The sequence below is a fragment of the Micromonospora sp. NPDC023966 genome (assembly GCF_040639095.1).
In the GTDB taxonomy this organism is placed as follows: domain Bacteria; phylum Actinomycetota; class Actinomycetes; order Mycobacteriales; family Micromonosporaceae; genus Micromonospora.
On sequence record NZ_JBEZZJ010000001.1, the window covers coordinates 717,580 to 734,714 of the forward strand.

General features: G+C 73.7%; 18 protein-coding genes. 10 read left to right on the plus strand and 8 right to left on the minus strand.

Translation table 11 applies throughout. The features are described 5' to 3' along the window. Window positions 1–187 precede the first annotated feature (187 nt). The 3 genes from AB0F68_RS03495 (at window position 188) to AB0F68_RS03505 (ending at window position 3,004) form a co-directional block, all read left to right on the plus strand. Window positions 188–1,105, plus strand: a complete 918-nt coding sequence (locus AB0F68_RS03495; protein ID WP_357332683.1) for an alpha/beta hydrolase — start codon at window positions 188–190, stop codon at window positions 1,103–1,105. A gap of 73 nt (window positions 1,106–1,178) precedes the next feature. Continuing rightward, window positions 1,179–2,024: a patatin-like phospholipase family protein gene (locus AB0F68_RS03500; RefSeq protein ID WP_357332685.1), complete on the plus strand. Its 846-nt coding sequence runs from the start codon at window positions 1,179–1,181 to the stop codon at window positions 2,022–2,024. A 125-nt stretch (window positions 2,025–2,149) separates the two neighbouring features. Continuing rightward, complete coding sequence (locus tag AB0F68_RS03505; protein WP_357332687.1) at window positions 2,150–3,004, plus strand: GNAT family N-acetyltransferase; 855 nt, start codon at window positions 2,150–2,152, stop codon at window positions 3,002–3,004. 329 nt (window positions 3,005–3,333) lie between these two features. Here the strand turns inward: AB0F68_RS03505 and AB0F68_RS03510 are convergent, their stop codons facing one another. Together AB0F68_RS03510 and AB0F68_RS03515 are read right to left on the minus strand one after the other, a co-directional pair. After that, window positions 3,334–3,600 (minus strand): hypothetical protein, encoded by a 267-nt coding sequence (locus tag AB0F68_RS03510; RefSeq protein WP_357332689.1) that lies wholly within the window; start codon window positions 3,598–3,600, stop codon window positions 3,334–3,336. After that, window positions 3,597–3,884 carry a DivIVA domain-containing protein gene (locus tag AB0F68_RS03515; RefSeq protein ID WP_357332691.1) on the minus strand — a complete coding sequence of 96 codons (288 nt, stop codon included), beginning with the start codon at window positions 3,882–3,884 and terminating at the stop codon, window positions 3,597–3,599. The genes AB0F68_RS03510 and AB0F68_RS03515 overlap by 4 nt, the downstream gene beginning before the upstream one ends. Before the next feature lie 395 nt (window positions 3,885–4,279). Here AB0F68_RS03515 and AB0F68_RS03520 point away from each other — a divergent pair, with 395 nt between their 5' ends. Next, window positions 4,280–4,489: a winged helix-turn-helix domain-containing protein gene (locus tag AB0F68_RS03520; RefSeq protein WP_357332693.1), complete on the plus strand. Its 210-nt coding sequence runs from the start codon at window positions 4,280–4,282 to the stop codon at window positions 4,487–4,489. Window positions 4,490–4,807: 318 nt separating this feature from the next. Here the strand turns inward: AB0F68_RS03520 and AB0F68_RS03525 are convergent, their stop codons facing one another. After that, complete coding sequence (locus tag AB0F68_RS03525) at window positions 4,808–6,487, minus strand: DNA repair helicase XPB (RefSeq protein WP_357332695.1); 1,680 nt, start codon at window positions 6,485–6,487, stop codon at window positions 4,808–4,810. Between the two features lie 174 nt (window positions 6,488–6,661). On the opposite strand from AB0F68_RS03525, the gene AB0F68_RS03530 reads away from it, so the two are divergent. Both AB0F68_RS03530 and AB0F68_RS03535 read left to right on the plus strand, forming a co-directional pair. Then, a complete protein-coding gene (locus AB0F68_RS03530; protein WP_357332697.1) occupies window positions 6,662–7,528 on the plus strand; it encodes a L,D-transpeptidase family protein in 867 nt (288 codons plus the stop codon). 123 nt (window positions 7,529–7,651) lie between these two features. Continuing rightward, the gene (locus AB0F68_RS03535) at window positions 7,652–7,888 is read left to right on the plus strand and encodes a hypothetical protein (RefSeq protein WP_357332890.1); all 237 of its coding nucleotides are present in this window, start codon (window positions 7,652–7,654) and stop codon (window positions 7,886–7,888) included. 7 nt (window positions 7,889–7,895) lie between these two features. On the opposite strand, the gene AB0F68_RS03540 is transcribed toward AB0F68_RS03535, so the two are convergent. Next, a complete protein-coding gene (locus AB0F68_RS03540; RefSeq protein WP_357332699.1) occupies window positions 7,896–10,367 on the minus strand; it encodes a helicase-associated domain-containing protein in 2,472 nt (823 codons plus the stop codon). 84 nt (window positions 10,368–10,451) lie between these two features. Here AB0F68_RS03540 and AB0F68_RS03545 point away from each other — a divergent pair, with 84 nt between their 5' ends. Together AB0F68_RS03545 and AB0F68_RS03550 are read left to right on the plus strand one after the other, a co-directional pair. Next, complete coding sequence (locus tag AB0F68_RS03545) at window positions 10,452–11,075, plus strand: HAD hydrolase-like protein (RefSeq protein WP_357332701.1); 624 nt, start codon at window positions 10,452–10,454, stop codon at window positions 11,073–11,075. Window positions 11,076–11,103: 28 nt separating this feature from the next. Then, the gene (locus tag AB0F68_RS03550) at window positions 11,104–11,490 is read left to right on the plus strand and encodes a cold shock domain-containing protein (RefSeq protein WP_357332703.1); all 387 of its coding nucleotides are present in this window, start codon (window positions 11,104–11,106) and stop codon (window positions 11,488–11,490) included. On the opposite strand, the gene AB0F68_RS03555 is transcribed toward AB0F68_RS03550, so the two are convergent. Next, window positions 11,451–12,281: a 1,4-dihydroxy-6-naphthoate synthase gene (locus tag AB0F68_RS03555; protein ID WP_357332705.1), complete on the minus strand. Its 831-nt coding sequence runs from the start codon at window positions 12,279–12,281 to the stop codon at window positions 11,451–11,453. The genes AB0F68_RS03550 and AB0F68_RS03555 overlap by 40 nt on opposite strands. A gap of 423 nt (window positions 12,282–12,704) precedes the next feature. On the opposite strand from AB0F68_RS03555, the gene AB0F68_RS03560 reads away from it, so the two are divergent. Further along, window positions 12,705–13,604, plus strand: a complete 900-nt coding sequence (locus AB0F68_RS03560; RefSeq protein ID WP_357332707.1) for a GNAT family N-acetyltransferase — start codon at window positions 12,705–12,707, stop codon at window positions 13,602–13,604. 19 nt (window positions 13,605–13,623) lie between these two features. On the opposite strand, the gene AB0F68_RS03565 is transcribed toward AB0F68_RS03560, so the two are convergent. After that, window positions 13,624–14,274: a futalosine hydrolase gene (locus tag AB0F68_RS03565; RefSeq protein WP_357332710.1), complete on the minus strand. Its 651-nt coding sequence runs from the start codon at window positions 14,272–14,274 to the stop codon at window positions 13,624–13,626. Next, on the minus strand, window positions 14,271–15,869 hold the full coding sequence (locus AB0F68_RS03570) for an MFS transporter (protein WP_357332712.1): 1,599 nt from the start codon (window positions 15,867–15,869) through the stop codon (window positions 14,271–14,273). Before AB0F68_RS03570 ends, AB0F68_RS03565 begins: the two co-directional genes overlap by 4 nt. A gap of 87 nt (window positions 15,870–15,956) precedes the next feature. Between AB0F68_RS03570 and AB0F68_RS03575 the strand changes: the two genes are divergently transcribed. Continuing rightward, window positions 15,957–16,796 (plus strand): DUF3027 domain-containing protein, encoded by an 840-nt coding sequence (locus AB0F68_RS03575; RefSeq protein ID WP_357332714.1) that lies wholly within the window; start codon window positions 15,957–15,959, stop codon window positions 16,794–16,796. Between the two features lie 18 nt (window positions 16,797–16,814). Here AB0F68_RS03575 and AB0F68_RS03580 read toward each other — a convergent pair whose 3' ends face one another. Continuing rightward, window positions 16,815–17,075 carry a DUF2530 domain-containing protein gene (locus AB0F68_RS03580; RefSeq protein WP_357332716.1) on the minus strand — a complete coding sequence of 87 codons (261 nt, stop codon included), beginning with the start codon at window positions 17,073–17,075 and terminating at the stop codon, window positions 16,815–16,817. Window positions 17,076–17,135: the final 60 nt, after the last annotated feature.

The following is a 17,135-nucleotide window of genomic DNA, read 5'->3' on the forward strand; positions in this document are numbered from 1 at the left end:
GGATCGCCCGGGCGGATCCCCCAGGCGATCGCCTCGCGGGGCGCGTCGGCGCGCCGCTGACCAGCGGAGAGGGCGATCCTAGCCATCCCGGGTCACCGGGGGCCGCCTTCTCCGGGACCGGCTCCGGCGCCCTGCGCCGGGCTCTACCGTGCAGACGTCGGCGGGGCGAGCACGAGGAGCGGCCGGTATGAACGCCAGCGGATCGTCAACGTTGTTCACCGACCTGCGGCAGGTCGACGCTGGTGTGCTGAACGTCGGGTACGTCGACGCCGGCCCCCCGGACGGTCCGGTCGTGCTCCTGCTGCACGGATGGCCGTACGACATCAACAGCTTCGCCGAGGTCGTCCCCCGGTTGACGGCGGCCGGCCACCGGGTGCTCGTGCCGCACCTGCGGGGGTACGGCACGACACGGTTCCGGTCGGCCGACACCATGCGGAACGGCCAGCCGGCGGCCCTGGCCCTCGACACCGTGGCCTTCATGGACGCCCTCGGGGTGCCGAGGGCGACCCTCGCCGGGTTCGACTGGGGCGCCCGCACGGCCGACATCATCGCCGCGCTGTGGCCGGAACGTTGCCAGGGCCTCGTCTCGGTGAGCGGCTACCTGATCGCCGGCCAGGAGTCGGGGCGCGCACCGCTACCGCCGCAGGCCGAACTGTCCTGGTGGTACCAGTTCTACTTCGCCACCGACCGCGGCCGGGACGGGTACGAGAAGAACCTCGACAGCTTCGCCAAGCTGATCTGGCGGACGGCGTCCCCGAAGTGGGCCTTCGACGACGCGACGTTCAACCGGAGCGCCGCCTCGCTGCACAACCCCGACCACGTCGACGTCGTCATCCACAACTACCGCTGGCGCCTCGGCCTCGCCGCCGGGGAGCCGCAGTACGACGAGGTGGAGGAGAAGCTGGCCGCGAACCCGAGCATCGAGGTGCCCACCATCACCCTCGAAGGCGATGCCAACGGCGCACCCCACCTCGACCCGTCCGTGTACGCCGGACGATTCTCCGGCCGGTACGAACACCGGACCGTGAGTGGCGGCGTCGGGCACAACCTGCCGCAGGAAGCGCCGCAGGCGTTCGCCGACGCGGTGCTGCAGGTCGCGGCCTGACCCTCGCCCGTGAGGCGTCCGTCACGGATCGCGGGGATCCACCGCCCCCGCCCGCTGTGCAAGGCTGCTGATCATGACGAATGCACTCGTACTCGCCGGTGGCGGCGTGGCCGGGATTGCCTGGGAGCTGGGCGTCCTGCGCGGCCTCGCCGACGCCGATCCCACCCTCGCCGACCGGATCCTCGTCGCCGACCTGATCGTCGGCACCTCCGCCGGCTCGTCGGTCGCCGCGCAGATCACCAGCGGCGTCCCGCTCGACGACCTGTACGCGGCCCAACTCCGCCCCGAAACCGCCGAGATCGAGGTCGACGTCGACACGGAGAAGCTCTTCGCCGACTACGCCGCCGTGCTGACCGGCGTGTCCGGGCCGGAGGAAGCCCGCCGCCGGATCGGCGGGATCGCCCTCGCCGCGCAGACCGTCGACCCGGCCGTCCGGCTCGCCGCGATCGACGCCCGGCTCCCCGTGAAGCAGTGGCCCGACCGGCGCCTGCTGCTGCCCGCGGTCGACGCCGAGACCGGCGACGAGGCCATCTTCACCCGCGAGTCCGGCGTAACCCTGCGCGACGCCGTCGCCGCCAGCTGCGCCGTACCCGGCATCTGGCCGCCCGTCACGATCGGCGACCGCCGCTACGTCGACGGCGGCGTGCGCTCCATGACCAACGCCGACCTGGCCGCCGGGGCCGACCGCGTGCTGATCATCCAGCCGATCCTCGCGGACACGCCGCAGCCGTGGGGCGACCTCGACGCCGAGATCGCCGCGCTCGCCCCGGCCACCGTGCACGTGATCAGCGCCGACCAGGCGTCCGTCGACGCGTTCGGCACCAACGCGCTGTCACCCGCGACCCGCGCGGCGTCCGCCCGCGCCGGGCGGGCCGTCGGCGCGGCGCACGCCGCCGCCGTCGCGGCCGTCTGGAAATAGCGCCAACCGCCGGCCGGCCCGAATCTGGTTGACACCGGTCCCGGGCGCAGGGCCTACTGCGCAGCGGACACTGTCGTACCCGGGCGGGCGGTCCCACGATCAGCGGCAGGCGACAGGGGCGGGTAGTGGACGGGCTCATCTGGAAGGAGTTCGGCGAGGAACACCTCGCGGAGCTGACCCGACTGGCCGAGGCGTGCCTGGCCGTCGACGGTGGGCTGCCGCTGTTCGCCCGTACCCCGCTGTTGCGGGCGCGGCTGCTCCAGACCCGTACCCTCGGCGCCTGGCACGACGGCGGCCTGGTCGCGGCCGCGGGCGTCGGCGCCGGCGGGCAGCCGGCCACCAGCACCGGCCTGGTGCATCCGGAGTGGCGGGAGCGGGGTCTCGGCGGGCGGCTGTTGAGCTGGGTTGGCGAGCAGGCGGGGGACGCCGACCTGCTGGTGACGACCGAGTCGTGGAGCCCGGGCGCGGACGCCCTGTTCACGGGGCGCGGCTTCGAGCGGACGTTTACAGAGTGGGTGCAGCGGCACGACCTCACCGGCATCCCCTCGGTCAGCCCTGCCGATGGCGTGACAACCGAGCCTGTGACGCTTGGCCCTGAGCTGTTCTCGACCTACCGGGCGTCGTTCGCTGACCGGCCCGGCTTCGGCTCGCCTGCGGCCGAGGAGTGGCTGGGTGAGTTGGGGGAGGACGACGGCTACCGGCCGGACCTGTCGCTCATCGCGCGCGGTCCCGACGGCAACGCCGTGGGGTTCGTCAACGTCATCGACAACTGGGTCGACCAGGTGGGCGTCGTCCCCGGGTGGCGGGGGCGGCGGGTCGGGGCGTATCTGGTGGCTTGTGCGCTGCGAGGGCTGGCGGCGGACGGGGCGCGGGAGGCGTGGCTCTGCGTCAACGACAACAACCCGGCTGTTGGGCTGTACCGGCGGCTCGGGTTCCAGGACGCCGGCCGGCGGGCTCGCTACCTGCGCCGCCGTCCGTAGCCATGGGCGCGCTCGGCCCTCGTGGAGGCCGAGCGCGCCTGTCTCCACCGGGCGGTCGTTGTGTCGGGCTTACTGGAAGAGCCGGCCGGGACGGGTGGCCTTCGCCTTGGTGATCAGGGCGTCTCCCCGTTTACGGCGCACCTGAATGGTCTTTGTCGCCCTCTTGATCGGGGTGAGAATTCTGTCCTTCATCGCGTGCCTCTCTTCTCTCTTGCGTCAGATCGGAGATGGCGCTTCCGCGGCATGGCGACTGCCCGCCCTACCTCCACTCCGCGTACCCGCTGGGTCAGCCGCCATTCCGCCAGCACTGGCCGCGGCGCCGGTCCTGCTCAGCGGCGGGTGAGCCAGGGGGCGCGCCGCGCGCAGGGTGAGGTGTGGTCGACCGGCAGGGCGCAGCGGCCGGCGCCGGGCAGTGGGCGGTCGCAGAAGACCCAATGGCGTACGCACTGCTGGTCCTCTTCGAAGACGGTCACCCCGCCGGGCTCGACGCGGGCGCTGAGCTGGGCGAGCAGGCGGGCGGCGGTGCGGGCGAAAATGCGGGCGCGGTGCAGGTCGGGGGCGGTGACGGGGAGGTGGATCACCCAGCGGTCGGTCATCGGTAGCGGTGGTTCGCCGACTGGGTGCTCTGCCAGGAGCGCAGAGCGTTCTTGATGCGGACGTTCTCCTCCTGGACCGCTCGTAGGGCGGTCTGGGCGACGGTGAGTTCGTCGGCGACCTGGTGGAGGAAGGTGCGGATCTCGACCGGATCGAGGCCGCGCCGGCGGACGTTGAAGCAGCGCTCGCGGATCTGCCAGGGGCGGAGTGGCTGTCTTCTCTTGCTTTCTGCGGTTGGTTGTTCCTCGTCGCGTCGGCCTGCCAGCCGACGGATCAGGTTGCGCATGGGGACCGCCCTTCGTCGGGGTGCGTCGAAGTGTGGTGGGGCGGCCTCCGCCGGCTGCGGTCGGCGGAGGCCGCCTGCCCTGCGGCCTTGAATCGGGTACGGCGGCAGGGCCGCGCTGGGGGAGCGCGGAGGGTGAGGTCTCGACGGCGATGCGAGACCGATACGAGAGGCGCCAACCGACCGCAGCAGCACCGCATCACCGAGAGCGACGCTACCGATGCAACATCACTTACGTCAAGTACCTCTCCATCCTCTTATGCCGAACCTTCATCACCGGCAGCTATGTCACCACCATCACCTCTTTCAGTAGATGCATTGCCTACTTCGAGAGCGTCGATCGATACTGGGTGGGCCAACCGACTGCAAGGGGCCACATCGTGCCTATTCCGCCCACTATGGACGAACTGCTCGACGATCTGCGGAGGAAAATCAAGGACGGGACCTATCCTCCGGGTAGCCAGTTGCCCGCGGGCCGAGTGCTCGCCGACTCCTACGACGTTTCGCACTCGACCATCCAACGGGCGATCGCCACATTGCGGGAGCAAGGGGTGCTCGTTGGCCGCCCGGGCCGCGGCGTCTTCGTCGCCGAGCCCACCCGGCGCTGATCTGAACTGCCAGCTCGGCTCGAGCCGCCTGGCCGGACTGGCTAACCAGGCTTTTTCCGCGGGTGGTGAGGCGCCGGTACACGCCCGTGCCCCCTTGAAGACGCGTCTCCCCTGCGGCTGCGGGTCCGAGGAGGAGCAGCTCGCACATCTGGCTCATCGGCTGTTGACTCAGGTACGCAAAGCTCCACCCCGCTGGCGGAGTGTGTGCTCCGCGGCCGAGACAGATAGATCAGTCTCGACCCCGAAGCACGTGCCTTGCATCGCAGCGCGCAAACCTGGCGTCCGTCTGGGCGCCGGCCCCAGTACGAAGCAGCAAATTCAGTCGATGGTGGGGAGCTTCGGGCCGAGTACGTCATCCGCGTCGACGATGGTGTACGCGTACCCCTGCTCGGCCAGGAACCGCTGGCGGTGGGCTGCGTACTCCGTGTCGATCGTGTCCCGGGACACCACCGTGTAGAAGTGCGCCTGCCGGCCATCAGCCTTAGGCCGCAGCACCCGCCCCAACCGCTGCGCCTCCTCCTGCCGCGACCCGAAGGTCCCCGACACCTGGATGGCCACCGCCGCCTCCGGCAGGTCGATCGAGAAGTTGCCGACCTTCGAGATGACCAGCGTCTTCACCTCACCGCACCGGAAGGCGTCAAACAGCCGCTCCCGCTCCTTGTTGGTCGTCGACCCCTGCACGATCGGCGCGTCCAGATACTCCCCAAGCTGGTGCAGCTGGTCGATGTACCCACCAATGACGAGCACCTGCTCATCCGGGTGCCGCTGAACCAGCGCCCGCACCACCGGCAACTTCGTCCGCGCGGTAGCCGCCATCCGGTACCGCTCCTCGGCCTCGGCCGTCGCGTACGCCATCCGCTCCGCGTCGGTCAGCGTGACTCGGACCTCGACGCATTCAGCCGGCGCGATCCAGCCCTGCGACTCGATGTCCTTCCACGGCGCGTCGTACCGCTTCGGGCCGATGAGGCTGAACACGTCGCCCTCGCGACCGTCCTCGCGCACCAGGGTCGCCGTGAGGCCGAGCCGGCGGCGGGCCTGAAGGTCCGCGGTGAACCGGAAGATCGGCGCGGGCAGCAGGTGCACCTCGTCGTAGACGACCAGGCCCCAGTCGCGGGCCCCGAACAGGTCGAGGTGGGTGAACGCGCCGCCGCGCCGCGAGGTGAGCACCTGGTACGTGGCGATGGTGACCGGGCGGATCTCCTTGCGCTCGCCCGAGTACTCGCCGATCTCCTCCTCGGTGAGCGAGGTGCGGGCGATCAGCTCGCGCTTCCACTGCCGGCCGGCGACCGTGTTGGTCACCAGGATCAGGGTGGTCGCCTTCGCCTCGGCCATGGCCGCCGCCCCGACCAGCGTCTTGCCGGCGCCGCAGGGGAGCACCACCACGCCGGAGCCGCCGGCCCAGAACGCCTCGACGGCCTCCCGCTGGTACGACCGCAGCGTCCACGGCTTGCCGCCGTCCTTGCCGGACTCGGCCAGCTCGATGGGGTGCGCCTCGCCGTCGACGTAGCCGGCCAGGTCCTCGGCGGGCCAGCCGAGCTTGAGCAGCGCCTGCTTGAGCCGGCCCCGCTCGGAGGGGTGCACCTGGATGGTGTCGTCGTCGAGCTTCGGGCCGAGCATCCCGGCGAGCTTCTTGCTCTTGGCGACCTCGATCAGCACCACCCGGTCGAGCGCGCGGAGCACCAGGCCGTGCGCCGGGTCGTTGGCGAGCTGGAGCCGGCCGTAGCGGTCCATCGTCTCGGCCACGTCGACCAGCAGCGCGTGCGGCACCGGGTAGCGGGAGTACTTGATCAGGGTGTCCACCACGCCCTCGGCGTCGTGGCCGGCGGCCCGGGCGTTCCACAGCCCCAGCGGGGTGAGCCGGTAGGTGTGCACGTGCTCGGGGGAGCGCTCCAGTTCGGCGAAGGGCGCGATCGCCATCCGGCACGCCTGGGCGTCGGGGTGGTCGATCTCCAGCAGCAGGGTCTTGTCCGACTGCACGATCAGTGGTCCACCGCTCACGCCAGCGTCCTCTCCCTATGCCGGAATTCTCGCCCGCACGGCGGCTGACCTGCCGAAGGCGGACCATCCAGTGTTGCACGGGAAAAGGTGATCGGAAAAAACCTCGCTGGACAGGCAACGTCACACTCGTCCCGTACGTCTAGCAAGCGGGACAACTGTCCAGGGGGAGGGCCCATGAAGCGTGTCCGGTTCGTCGTCCGGGCCGTCAGCCTGGCAGCGGTCGTGCTGGTCGGCGTCGGTGCGTGCGCGCTCGATCCGCAGGGCGACGGATCCGGGGCGGCTGCCCCGGCCCCCGTCGGCATGACGGAACAGGCATCGGGGGCGAGCGCGTCGCCCGCGCCGGAGCAGCCGACCACGTCCCCGTCGGCGCAGCCGAGCCGGACGGCCACGCCGAAACCCTCCCGCAGCACCACGCCGAAGCCGGCTTCGCCCAAGCCGTCCAGGTCCGCCGGGTGCCCGCAGGGGGAGCACCAGAAGGCCGTGGAGACGTACCTGACCCGGCTGGGCGGCTTCGGGACGCTGACCGTGGACGGCAAGCAGTCGGCCGCCGACTGCACCGCGATCAAGAAGTTCCAGAGCCGGTACGGGATTAGCCCGGCCGCCGGTCGCGCCGGCGCCACCACCTACGACGTGGCGAAGCGGCTGGCCGGCACCGACACCGGGCGCTGCCGCGCCGGCTCCGGCACCACCTTCTGCGTCGATCTGACCCGGCAGACCGTCTGGGCGATGCGCGGCGGCAAGGTCGTGATGGGCCCGACGGTGACCCGCACCGGCATGGCCGGCTACGCCACCCCGACCGGCACCTACTCGGTGGGTGGGAAGAACCTGCGGGAGTGGTCCAACCCGTACGAGGTGTGGCTGCCCTACTGGCAGCGGTTCAACGGCGGGATCGGCTTCCACGAGACCACGACCTACCTGCACAACCCCTGGATCGGCTCGCACGGCTGTGTGAACCTGCTGCACCGCGACGCGGTACGGCTCTGGGAGCTGGGCTCGGTCGGCACCCGGGTGGTCGTCTTCGGCCACCGCCCCGGCACCTGAGCCCGGGCCGGTACCACCGGCCGTGATCGTCCCGCCCGGATCAGGGTTTTATCCCCTGTCCGGGTGACCCCCTCCGGTGCCACGCTGGAGGCCGGGTCCACCACGGGGCGGGAGGGGCTGCAGATGACCGTCGATCACGACGTGCTTCCCGAGGACGACCGGACGCGCCAGCACGAGGTATCGCCGGCGGCCCTGGTCGGCTACGCGGCCGCCGCCGCCGGCATCTTCGGCTGGTTCCTGTTCGGGCTGCTGGTGCAGCGGCAGGGCTTCGTCGACTCGGTCGGCGAGTCGGCCGGAGCCGCGTTCGGGCTGCTGCTCGCCGTCTCGGTGGTCGGCACGCTGCGCCGCAACGGCGACTGACGACGACTCAGTCCTCGCGTACCGCCGCGGTGATGCGGTGCAGCGCGAAGGTGTGCAGCATCTCGGTGCGCTCGTCCTCGGCGCGCAGGTAGCCGGCCCCGATCGAGACGGGCCGGACCAGCCGGGACGCGGTCGCCCCGTGCGCGTCCACGTAGCCGACCCAGACCAGCGCCTTGTCCCGCACCGCCTGCTGCAGCACGGCCAGCGCGTCGCTGTGGGTGTGCGCCGGCGCCGGACCGGTGGCCGCCGTTCCGCCGCGTACCACCGCCGGGGCGCGCCGCGCCGCCCGGGCCGCCGCCTCGCCCCGGCGGATCTGCTCGACCACCCCGAGCAGCCGGGGCATCGGCAGCCGCGGTGCCGCGAGCGGGTCCAGGCTGCGGCTGGTCACCGGCACCCGGGCCGGCGCCCGCCGGACCTTCGGCCGGGCGAGCACGGCTGCGCCGCCGGCGTCCTCGGGCACCGGCGCGTAACCGGCGTCGCGCAGCGCGGTCAGCATCCGGTTCACCTGGTACGGGGTGACCAGCACCGTCGGGGCCAGCCGCCGGAAGGCCAGCGACTCCAGCCGCCGGTCGGCCTGCACCTCGGTGAGCAGCGCCTCGTCGTCGCTGCGCACGTATCCGCTGGCCGAGCCGACCCGCAGCCCACCGTGCTTGCGCGCCACGTCGTCCACCAGGTAGCTCAGCCCCTGCGGCACCGGGGTACGCGACCGGCGCCGGAACAGCGCGTGCAGGTCGTCGGCCGAGTAGCCGGCGTCCAGGGCCCGGCGGACGCTGGCCGTGGTGACCCGGTGCACGCTCGCCCCGCCGGCCGACTCGTGCTCGGCCACCACGTCCAGCTCGGCGGCGAGCGCCGGGTCGGGCGGGCCGGGCACCACCACGGTCAGGTCGGCCTGCACGAGGAAGTGGTCGACCGGGGCGGGGAGCAGCGCGTCCAGCGCACGGACCGCGGTCGACGGCTCGCCCGACTCGGCCTCGGAGTAGAGCCCGAGCGGGTCCTCGGCCCGCTCGTCGGCGTCGGTCAGCTCGGCGAGCAGCAGCCGCCCGTACGAGGTGAGCGCGCCGAGCCCGGTCACCCCGAGCTGGGCCGCCTCGGCCAGCACCTCGCGGTGCGCGGCCTCCCGGCCCCGCGCCCGGCGGGGCGCCCGCCAGTCCAGCAGCTCCAGCACCTCGTCCGGGGTGGGGGCGGTCGCCGAGGGCAGGTCGGCCAGCACGGCGAGCACCGAGCGCCGGGCGGCCGGCGCGCCGGCCCGTTCCGCCTCGGCGGAGAGCACCGAGATCGGCCGATCCCGGTCGTCCCGCTGGCCGACCAGGCCCACCTGGCGGGTCATGGTCAGCCAGGCCCGGGCCAGCTGCTCCCAGCGCTGGGCCAGCGAGGCGGCCCGCCACACCTCGTACCCGCCGGTGGGCAGGATCTGCTGGTCGCCGCCGTGCCGGGTGGTGACCGCCCCGGTCAGCTCCAGCTCGCCGAGCAGCCCGGCCGCGTACGCCACCTCGAACAGCAGGGCGGTGGTCGCGTCCTCCAGGCCGAGGCCGCGGGCCAGCCGGCGCAGGTCGCGGACGCCCACGCCGCCGGAGCGCAGCACCGGGGCCGGCTCGGCGGCGAGGGCCTCCAGCAGCGCCTCGGTGTGCCGGACCACCTCCATGGTCTGCCCGGCCCCGGCCGAGTCGACGGCCTTGGCCTCGCGCGGCGGGCTCGACACGACGGGCGGGCTGGTGCGCACCGGGCCGAGCGGGCCGGTGTCCCGGCGCAGCAGCAGCGCCACCTCGCGGGGCAGCTCGACGGTGCCGCCGCCCTTGACGGCCGACATCCGGACGAGCAGCCGGTGCTCGACCAGCCAGCGGATCGGCGAGCCGGTGGCCGCGCCGCCGTTGACCAGGTCCGGCGGGAGGATGTCCTCGGCGCCGGTGGCGGGGGCGTCCAGCGCGCCCGGGGGCACGGTGCCGACCGGCGGACCGGCGGCCAGCCGGTCCAGGATCGCCCGGGCCGAGGGCGGCGCGGCCAGCAGCGTCCGCCGCAGCTTCGCCGGGTCCGTGCAGACGGCCGCCGCCCGCGGGTCCAGCTCCGCCGCCGGCCGGCCCAGACCCGCCGGGTACGGGGACACCTCGTCGACGCCGCCCACCACGTGCAGGTCGTGCTCCGGCCCGTACAGCAGGAAGAGCGCGCGGAGCCGGTTCACCGCGCCGCGGACCGCGGTCGGGGCGGGCGGGTGCGGGCCGGCGGTGGCCAGGGCGAGGATCGCCTCGGTGGCGGTGCCGCCGCCCTCCGGGTCCCGGGTGAGCCGGGCGGCGTCCAGGATCTGGAGGGTGAACTGGTCCAGCCCGTCGAGCGCCCGGGCCACCGAGACCCGCGACTGGGCGCGGATGGCGAGGGCGGAGACGTCGGCCGGCACCGGCACGACGAGGTCCGGCCGCAGCTGGAGGAGGGCGGCCAGGGACTCGTCGGGAAGGGTCCGCAGATGGTCGGCGAGTGAGGTGGTCATCGTCGTTCCACGCTAGCCCGGCCGAGGGCCGTCGCGCCCCTCGGACGTCCGCCTCGGTCCGGGTTGGGCGGGTACGTTCTCGGCATGCCCCCACTGATGGTCGGATTCGACCTCGACATGACCCTGGTCGACTCGCGCCCCGGCATCGCGGCCGCCTACCGGGCGCTGACCGCGCGGACCGGCGTGCCCGTCGACGCGGAGCTGGCGGTGTCCCGCCTCGGGCCGCCGCTGCGCACCGAGATCGCGCACTGGTTCCCGCCGGAGCAGGTCGAGGAGGCGGTGACCGCATACCGCGAGCTCTACCCGGCGTACGCGATCACCCCGACCCTGCCGATGCCCGGCGCGGAGGCCGCGATCCGGGCGGTGCACGCGCGCGGCGGCCGGGTCATGGTGGTGACCTCCAAGATCGGCCGGCTGGCGAAGCTGCACCTGGACCACCTGGGCCTGGCCGTCGACGAGCTGGCCGGCGACCTGTTCGCCGAGGAGAAGGCGACGGCGCTGCGCGAGCACGGCGCCACCCTCTACGTCGGCGACCACGTGGCCGACATGGCCGCCGCGCAAGCTGCGGGAATCCCGGGCGTGGGAGTGGCGACCGGCCCCTGCCCGACGGACGAGCTGAGCGCCGCCGGAGCGCACGTCGTGCTGGACGATCTCACCGGATTCCCGGCGGCGCTGGACGGGATCATCGGGCTAGCCTTGGAGGGGTAGAGGTTCCGAGCGAAGCAGGGGTTTTCAGGTGCCGACGGGTCGAGTGAAGTGGTATGACGCGGCCAAGGGATACGGGTTCGTCACCAGTGACGAGGGTGGCGACGTGTTCCTGCCGAAGGGCGCGCTGCCGACGGGTGTCACCGACCTGAAGGGCGGCCAGCGAGTCGATTTCAGCGTGGTGGACAGCCGGCGGGGCGCCCAGGCGATGGGGGTCAAGCTGCTGGAGGCGCCGCCCTCGGTGGCGGAGCTGCGCCGCCGGCCGGCCGAGGAGCTGCACGGCCTGGTCGAAGACATGATCAAGGTGCTGGAGGCGAAGGTACAGCCGGACCTGCGCCGGGGCCGCTTCCCCGACCGGAAGGCCGCGCAGAAGATCGCTCAGCTGGTCCACGCGGTGGCGCGCGAGCTGGAGGTCTGAGGGACGAGCCCGGCGTCGGCGGCCCGGCCCAGCAGCGCGTCCACGGCGGCGAAGCCGGCCTCTCCGAGGTCGGCGGTGAACTCGTTGACGTAGAGGCCGATGTGCCGGTCCACCACGTCGGGCTCCATCTCCTGCGCGTGCGCGAGGACGTACTCCCGGCTGGCCTCCGGGTCGGCCCAGGCCTGCCGGACCGACTCCCGGATCCAGGCGGCCGCCTCGACCGGGTCCACCGCGCCCTTGCGGGCCAGGATCGCGCCGAGCGGGATCGGCAGCCCGGTGTCGCCCTCCCACCACTCGCCCAGGTCGACCAGGGCGGTCAGCCCGTGCCGCGGGTAGGTGAAGCGCGCCTCGTGAATGACCAGCCCGGCGTCGTAACGCCCGGCGGCCACCCCCGGCATGATCTCGTGGAACGGCACCACCTCGATGCGCGCCGGTGCCTGATCGGCCGCCCAGAGCCGGAACAGCAGGTACGCCGTGGTCCGCTCGCCCGGCACCGCCACCGTCGAGCCGGAGAGGTCGGTGCGGTCGCCCCGGGTGAGCACCAGCGGGCCGCAGCCCCGGCCCAGCGCGCCCCCGCAGGGCAGCAGGTGGTAGTCGTCGAGCAGCCACGGCAGCGCCGCGTAGCTCACCTTCACCAGGTCGAACGCCCCGCGCTCGGCGGCCGTGTTGGTGACGTCGACGTCGGCGTAGGTCACCTCGACGGGCGGTGCGCCGGGCACCCGGCCGTGCACCAGGGCGTCGAAGACGAACGTGTCGTTGGGGCAGGGCGAGATCGCCAGGGAGAGCGCCACGCCCCCACGGTAACCCCGCCCGATCCGGCGCCCACCACCCCGGCCCGCCGGGTGTGACGGCGGACCTGTCGCGCCTGCCCCCGTCAGCCCCGGTGCCTTCTGTTCGGCCGCTACGAACTTGATGACGTGAACGGATCGCGGCGACCCCTTGACGATGGGCCGGAGCCACCTCTGACGCCCGAACCCACCTCTGACGCCCGGACCCGCCTCTGACGCCCGGAGCCAGCTCCGCCTGAGGTCATGAGTCACCCACATCATCAAGTTCCTAGTCGCTGCGGTAGCGGTCACAGGGTGGTCGGGTCGAGCTGGAGCAGCCGGCCGGCGACCGCACATATCCCCAGCCGGCCGGGTTTTCCACATGGTTGTCCACAGGTGGATTGCCCGGGGTTGAGGGCCATCGGGGGCCCGCCGGAACATGGCCCGGTGACCGACGCCGAGCTCTTGACCGACCTGGCTGCGGCCCTACGGGCGCTGCGCCGCGCGGCTGATCTGAGCCAGCGGGAGCTGGCCGGGAAGTCCGGGGTGCCGCAGGCCACGATCGCCCGCATCGAGTCGGGGCGGTCGCCGGATCCGAGCTTCCGCACCGTCGAGCGCCTCGTCGGTGCCGTGGCCGGTGGAATCGTGCTTCAGGGGCCGGTGGGCGGTGAGCTGACGACGGTGCCGCACGAGGAATTGCGGGACGCGGCGGGGCGGCACTGTCCCGCGCACCTGGACGCCCGCGAGGTGCGTGAGCCCCGGGACTGGCCCGGCGCCTGGTGGGCGCACTGGTTCGACCTGCCACCCGACCGCTGGCCGCCGCTGCCGGCCGTGACCTTCCGGCTCGATCGCACCATGCGGGACCGGGAGCGGGTGCGCGAACGGGTGCGGCGCGACCACCGGGTTCGCCGCCACGTCGACCCGGCGCTCCCGTCGACCTCCTGGCGGTTCGTCGCCGAGCTGCCGGACGGCGGTCTCGTCGGAGAGTTGCGGGCGCACGAACGCAGCGGCGACCTGCTCATCGGGCACCCCGAGCCGGGTCAGCGGCAGGTCGTGCTGGACGGGGTGCTCGTCGCCCCGGCGTACCGGTTGCTGGGCATCGGGCGGCGGCTCGTCGCCGCGCTCGTGACGGAGATGGACCGGGCGGGCGCGCGGTCGGCGCACGCCATCGCCGAGAGCGGTGGTGCGAGTTTCCTGCTCGCGTGCGGGTTCCAGATCGAGGCGAGGCGGTCGGCGGTCCTGCGGCTCGACCGGCCGGCGAGGGGAGAGCCGACGCCGCCGGGGCTCGGTGGAGGGCCGACGCCGGCAGAGTTCAGCGGAGGGTCGACGCCGGCAGGTTTCAGCTGAGGGCGGCGGCCGGCAGGGTTCAGCTGAGGGCGGCCGCCGCCTCGGTGAGCGCGGCGAAAGCCTCGCGCATCCGCCAGGAGCCGCGGTCGCGGGGACCGATCGGGTTGGACACCGTCCGCAGCTCGGCGAAGGGCAGGCCGGCCTGGGTGGCGGCGACGGCCACGCCGTACCCCTCCATGGCCTCGGCCACCGCGTCGGGGTGCCCGTCGGCGAGGGCCGCGGTGCTCGCGGCGGTGCCGGTCACCGTGCTGACCGTGAGCACCGCGCCGACGGCGGCCGCCGGCAGGGCGGTCCGCAGGGCGGCGAGCAGGCCGGGGTCGGCGGGTACGACGCTGCCGCCGCGCAGCAGCTCCGCCGGCATGCCCAGCTCCTCCACCGGGATGAAGCCGGTGGGTGACTCGGCGCCCAGGTCGGCGGCGACGCTGCGGTTGGCCAGCACGGTGCCACCGACCGGCACCCGGTTGACGAAACCGCCCGCGATGCCCGCGCTGACCACCGCCCGGTACGGCCGTCCGGCCGCCTCGGCGAGCGCCAGCAACCGTGCGGTGGCGGCCCCGGCCACGGCGGGGCCGACCCCGACCGGCACGACGGTGACCGTGGGGTCGGTGAGGCCCGCCCGGACCGCGTCCGCCTCGGCGGGTACCGCGGTCACCACCAGCAGACCGCTCACGCCACCGGTCCCCGGGGCTCCCGCCGGTTCTCGTCCTCGCTCCCGCCCGGCCCGCCGACGGAGGAGGAGGGGCGGTAGATGTGGAACCCGGGCGGCGCCAGGTCATCGTCGTCGGCCGGGGGCGGCGGGTCGGCCCGGGACGGGGCCGGCGAGGTGGGGGCGGGGTCGTCGAACTCCGTACCCGCCTCGGTGGCCAGTTCGTCGTCGCCGAGCGGGCGGCCGACCAGGTGCTCGCCGCGCAGCCGGGTGGCCACCAGCACCCCGCGGACGGCCACCAGCGCGGCCACGCCGGCGGCGACCGCAACGCCGACCGGGCCGGTGAACGGCACCAGCCCGAGCCCGCCGCCGGCCACGAAGGCGAGCATCAGGGCGGTCTCCGAGTGGGCGAAGGAACTGGCCCGCAGCCGCTCCGGGATGCGTTCCTGGATCGAGGCGTCGACCGCGAGCTTGGCGATCCCACTGAACAGTGAGGTGACCACGCAGAGCAGCGCCACCATGGGCAGCGAGAACTTCAGCGCGGCGAGCACCGCCACCCCGGCCACGATGATCGTGCCGCTGGACTGGATCGCCGTCGGGCGGTGGATGTGCAGCCGGGTGCCGATGGCGGTGGCCAGGAAGGTGCCCACCGCCAGCGCGGCGCCGACCAGGCCCAGCGCGCCCTGGGCGCCCAGGTCCCGGCCGAAGAAGTCGGTGGTCAGGTCCCCGCCCTTGATCGCGAAGGCCAGGAAGAGCAGCAGGAAGCCGTAGAGCCCGCGCAGCGCCGCCGCGCCGATCAGGGTGGCGATCACCAGCCGGCCGGCCGGTCGGCCCCGGCCCAGCGGGCGTTCCCCGTCCCGGCGGCGCAGCGCCCGCAGCGGACGCGGCACCCGCTCCGGCGGCTCCGAGTCCGCCCGTGGCGGCAGCCGGAGCGAGATCACCATGCCGATCACGAAGATCAGCGAGGCGACCCGGAGCGGCCACTGCGCCCCGAACCAGAAGGCGGCCAGCCCGATCGGGGCGACCAGCGCGCCGGCCACCGTGCCGTAGACGCTCGCCCGGGCACCCACCTGGGACAGCCCGAGCCCGTCCGGCAGCAGCCGGGGCACCGCCGCCGAGCGGGCCACCCCGTACGCCCGGGAGAGGGCGAGCACCCCGAACGCGGCGGGATAGAGCCCGAAGCCGCCGATGTAGTCGGAGATCAGCCAGGCGAGGAATGCCCTGCCGAGCATGGTGGCGGCGAGCGCGTACCGGCGGCCGTGCCGGAAGTGGTCCAGCAGCGGACCGACCACGGGGGCGAGCATGGCGAACGGGACCATGGTCACCAGCAGGTAGAGCGCGACCTTGTTGCGCGCCTCGCCCAGCGGGACGTCGAAGAAGATCGTCCCGGCCAGGCCGATGGCGATCAGCGTGTCCCCGGCGCAGGAGAGGGCGTGCAGGTCGAAGAGGCGGACCATGCCCACCTCGTTGCCGGCGCTGCGGGCCCGGGCCGTCCCGGCCCGCCGGGTCATCCACCGCCCGCCGTGCAGCGAGCCCCGGAGCAGCAGGCGGGTGGCGCGGATGCCGGTGCCGACGGTCCGCCCGAGGACGGACCGGCCGGAGCGGGAGGACAGCGGCATGTGTCCCATCCTCGCCCATCTGATCCACGCGTGCCGCATCACCCGGAGAGAACGACTCTGGGGAGTGGCTGTCACTCGACCGCCGGCATGGGGAACAATGGTCGGGTGACCAGGCCCGCCTCCGCCCGCGCTCCCCGGCTCGACCAGGTGTGTGCCGCCGCCGTCGAGGTGGCCCGCAACGCCATCACCGAGGTGGACCCCGCCGATGTCGGTGATCACCTCCAGGCCGTCGCCGAGGGCGACCGGCTCGTCACCCACTACTTCGAGTGCCGCCTCGCCGGCTACCGGGGCTGGCGCTGGGCCGTCACGGTGACCCGGGTGCCGCGCAGCCGCACGGTCACCATCTGCGAGACGGTGCTGCTGCCGGGCTCCGACGCGCTGCTCGCGCCGGGCTGGCTGCCCTGGCAGGAGCGGCTCAAGCCGGGTGACCTGGGCCCCGGTGACCTGCTTCCCACCCCGCCGGACGACGAGCGGCTCGCCCCCGGCTACCTGCTCTCCGACGACCCGGCCGTGGAGGAGACCGCCTGGGAGCTGGGCCTCGGCCGGGCCCGGGTGCTGTCCCGGGAAGGCCGGACCGACGCCGCCCAGCGCTGGTACGACGGCGACCACGGGCCCGACGCCGCGATCTCGGTGGCCGCGCCGGCCGCCGCCCGCTGCGGCACCTGCGGCTTCTACCTGCCGCTCGCCGGCGCGCTACGGCAGTCCTTCGGCGCCTGTGGCAACTTCTACGCCCCCGACGACGGCCGGGTGGTCAGCGCCGACCACGGCTGCGGCGCCCACTCGGAGACGCTGATCGAGGCGGCCGAGAGCCCGGTCGACGAGCTGCCCACGGTCTACGACGACAGTGCGGTCGAGGCGGTGTCGGTGAGCCGGGCCCCGGGCTCGGTGGAGGCGGCCGAGCCGGCGGAGCCGTACGGCCACCCCTGACGGGTCAGCCCTGACGGGTCAGCTCTGACGGGCGGTGGCCGCCCGGCGGCGGCGCCGGTTGGCGTCGTGCCGCATCATCACAGCCAGGCCGGGAAAGCCCCACAGGAAACCGGCGAGGCAGGTCCAGAGCCAGTTCTCGTGCCCGTGCGTGGTGAGCCAGTCGCGGAAGAAGAGCAGCAGCACCAGCCCGGCCACCGCCCAGGCGATCAGCCCGGCGACGGCGATCGGCACCATCGGCGGGTCGAGCGGCTCGGGCCGCGGCGGTTGCTCCTGTGGCACGCGCCCAGCGTACGCGATCGTTCTTCCCTGCCCGTGAGTGATCTGGGACGATGCGCGCGA

Excerpts from the sequence above, each read along its gene's own strand:
- AB0F68_RS03500 (WP_357332685.1), top strand. The coding sequence starts at position 1,179 with ATGACGAATGCACTCGTACTCGCCGGTGGCGGCGTGGCCGGGATTGCC.
- AB0F68_RS03570 (WP_357332712.1), bottom strand. The coding sequence starts at position 15,869 with ATGCCGCTGTCCTCCCGCTCCGGCCGGTCCGTCCTCGGGCGGACCGTC.
- AB0F68_RS03545 (WP_357332701.1), top strand. The coding sequence starts at position 10,452 with ATGCCCCCACTGATGGTCGGATTCGACCTCGACATGACCCTGGTCGAC.
- AB0F68_RS03495 (WP_357332683.1), top strand. The coding sequence starts at position 188 with ATGAACGCCAGCGGATCGTCAACGTTGTTCACCGACCTGCGGCAGGTC.
- AB0F68_RS03530 (WP_357332697.1), top strand. The coding sequence starts at position 6,662 with ATGAAGCGTGTCCGGTTCGTCGTCCGGGCCGTCAGCCTGGCAGCGGTC.
- AB0F68_RS03535 (WP_357332890.1), top strand. The coding sequence starts at position 7,652 with ATGACCGTCGATCACGACGTGCTTCCCGAGGACGACCGGACGCGCCAG.
- AB0F68_RS03520 (WP_357332693.1), top strand. The coding sequence starts at position 4,280 with ATGGACGAACTGCTCGACGATCTGCGGAGGAAAATCAAGGACGGGACC.
- AB0F68_RS03515 (WP_357332691.1), bottom strand. The coding sequence starts at position 3,884 with ATGCGCAACCTGATCCGTCGGCTGGCAGGCCGACGCGACGAGGAACAA.
- AB0F68_RS03575 (WP_357332714.1), top strand. The coding sequence starts at position 15,957 with ATGGGGAACAATGGTCGGGTGACCAGGCCCGCCTCCGCCCGCGCTCCC.
- AB0F68_RS03510 (WP_357332689.1), bottom strand. The coding sequence starts at position 3,600 with ATGACCGACCGCTGGGTGATCCACCTCCCCGTCACCGCCCCCGACCTG.
- AB0F68_RS03540 (WP_357332699.1), bottom strand. The coding sequence starts at position 10,367 with ATGACCACCTCACTCGCCGACCATCTGCGGACCCTTCCCGACGAGTCC.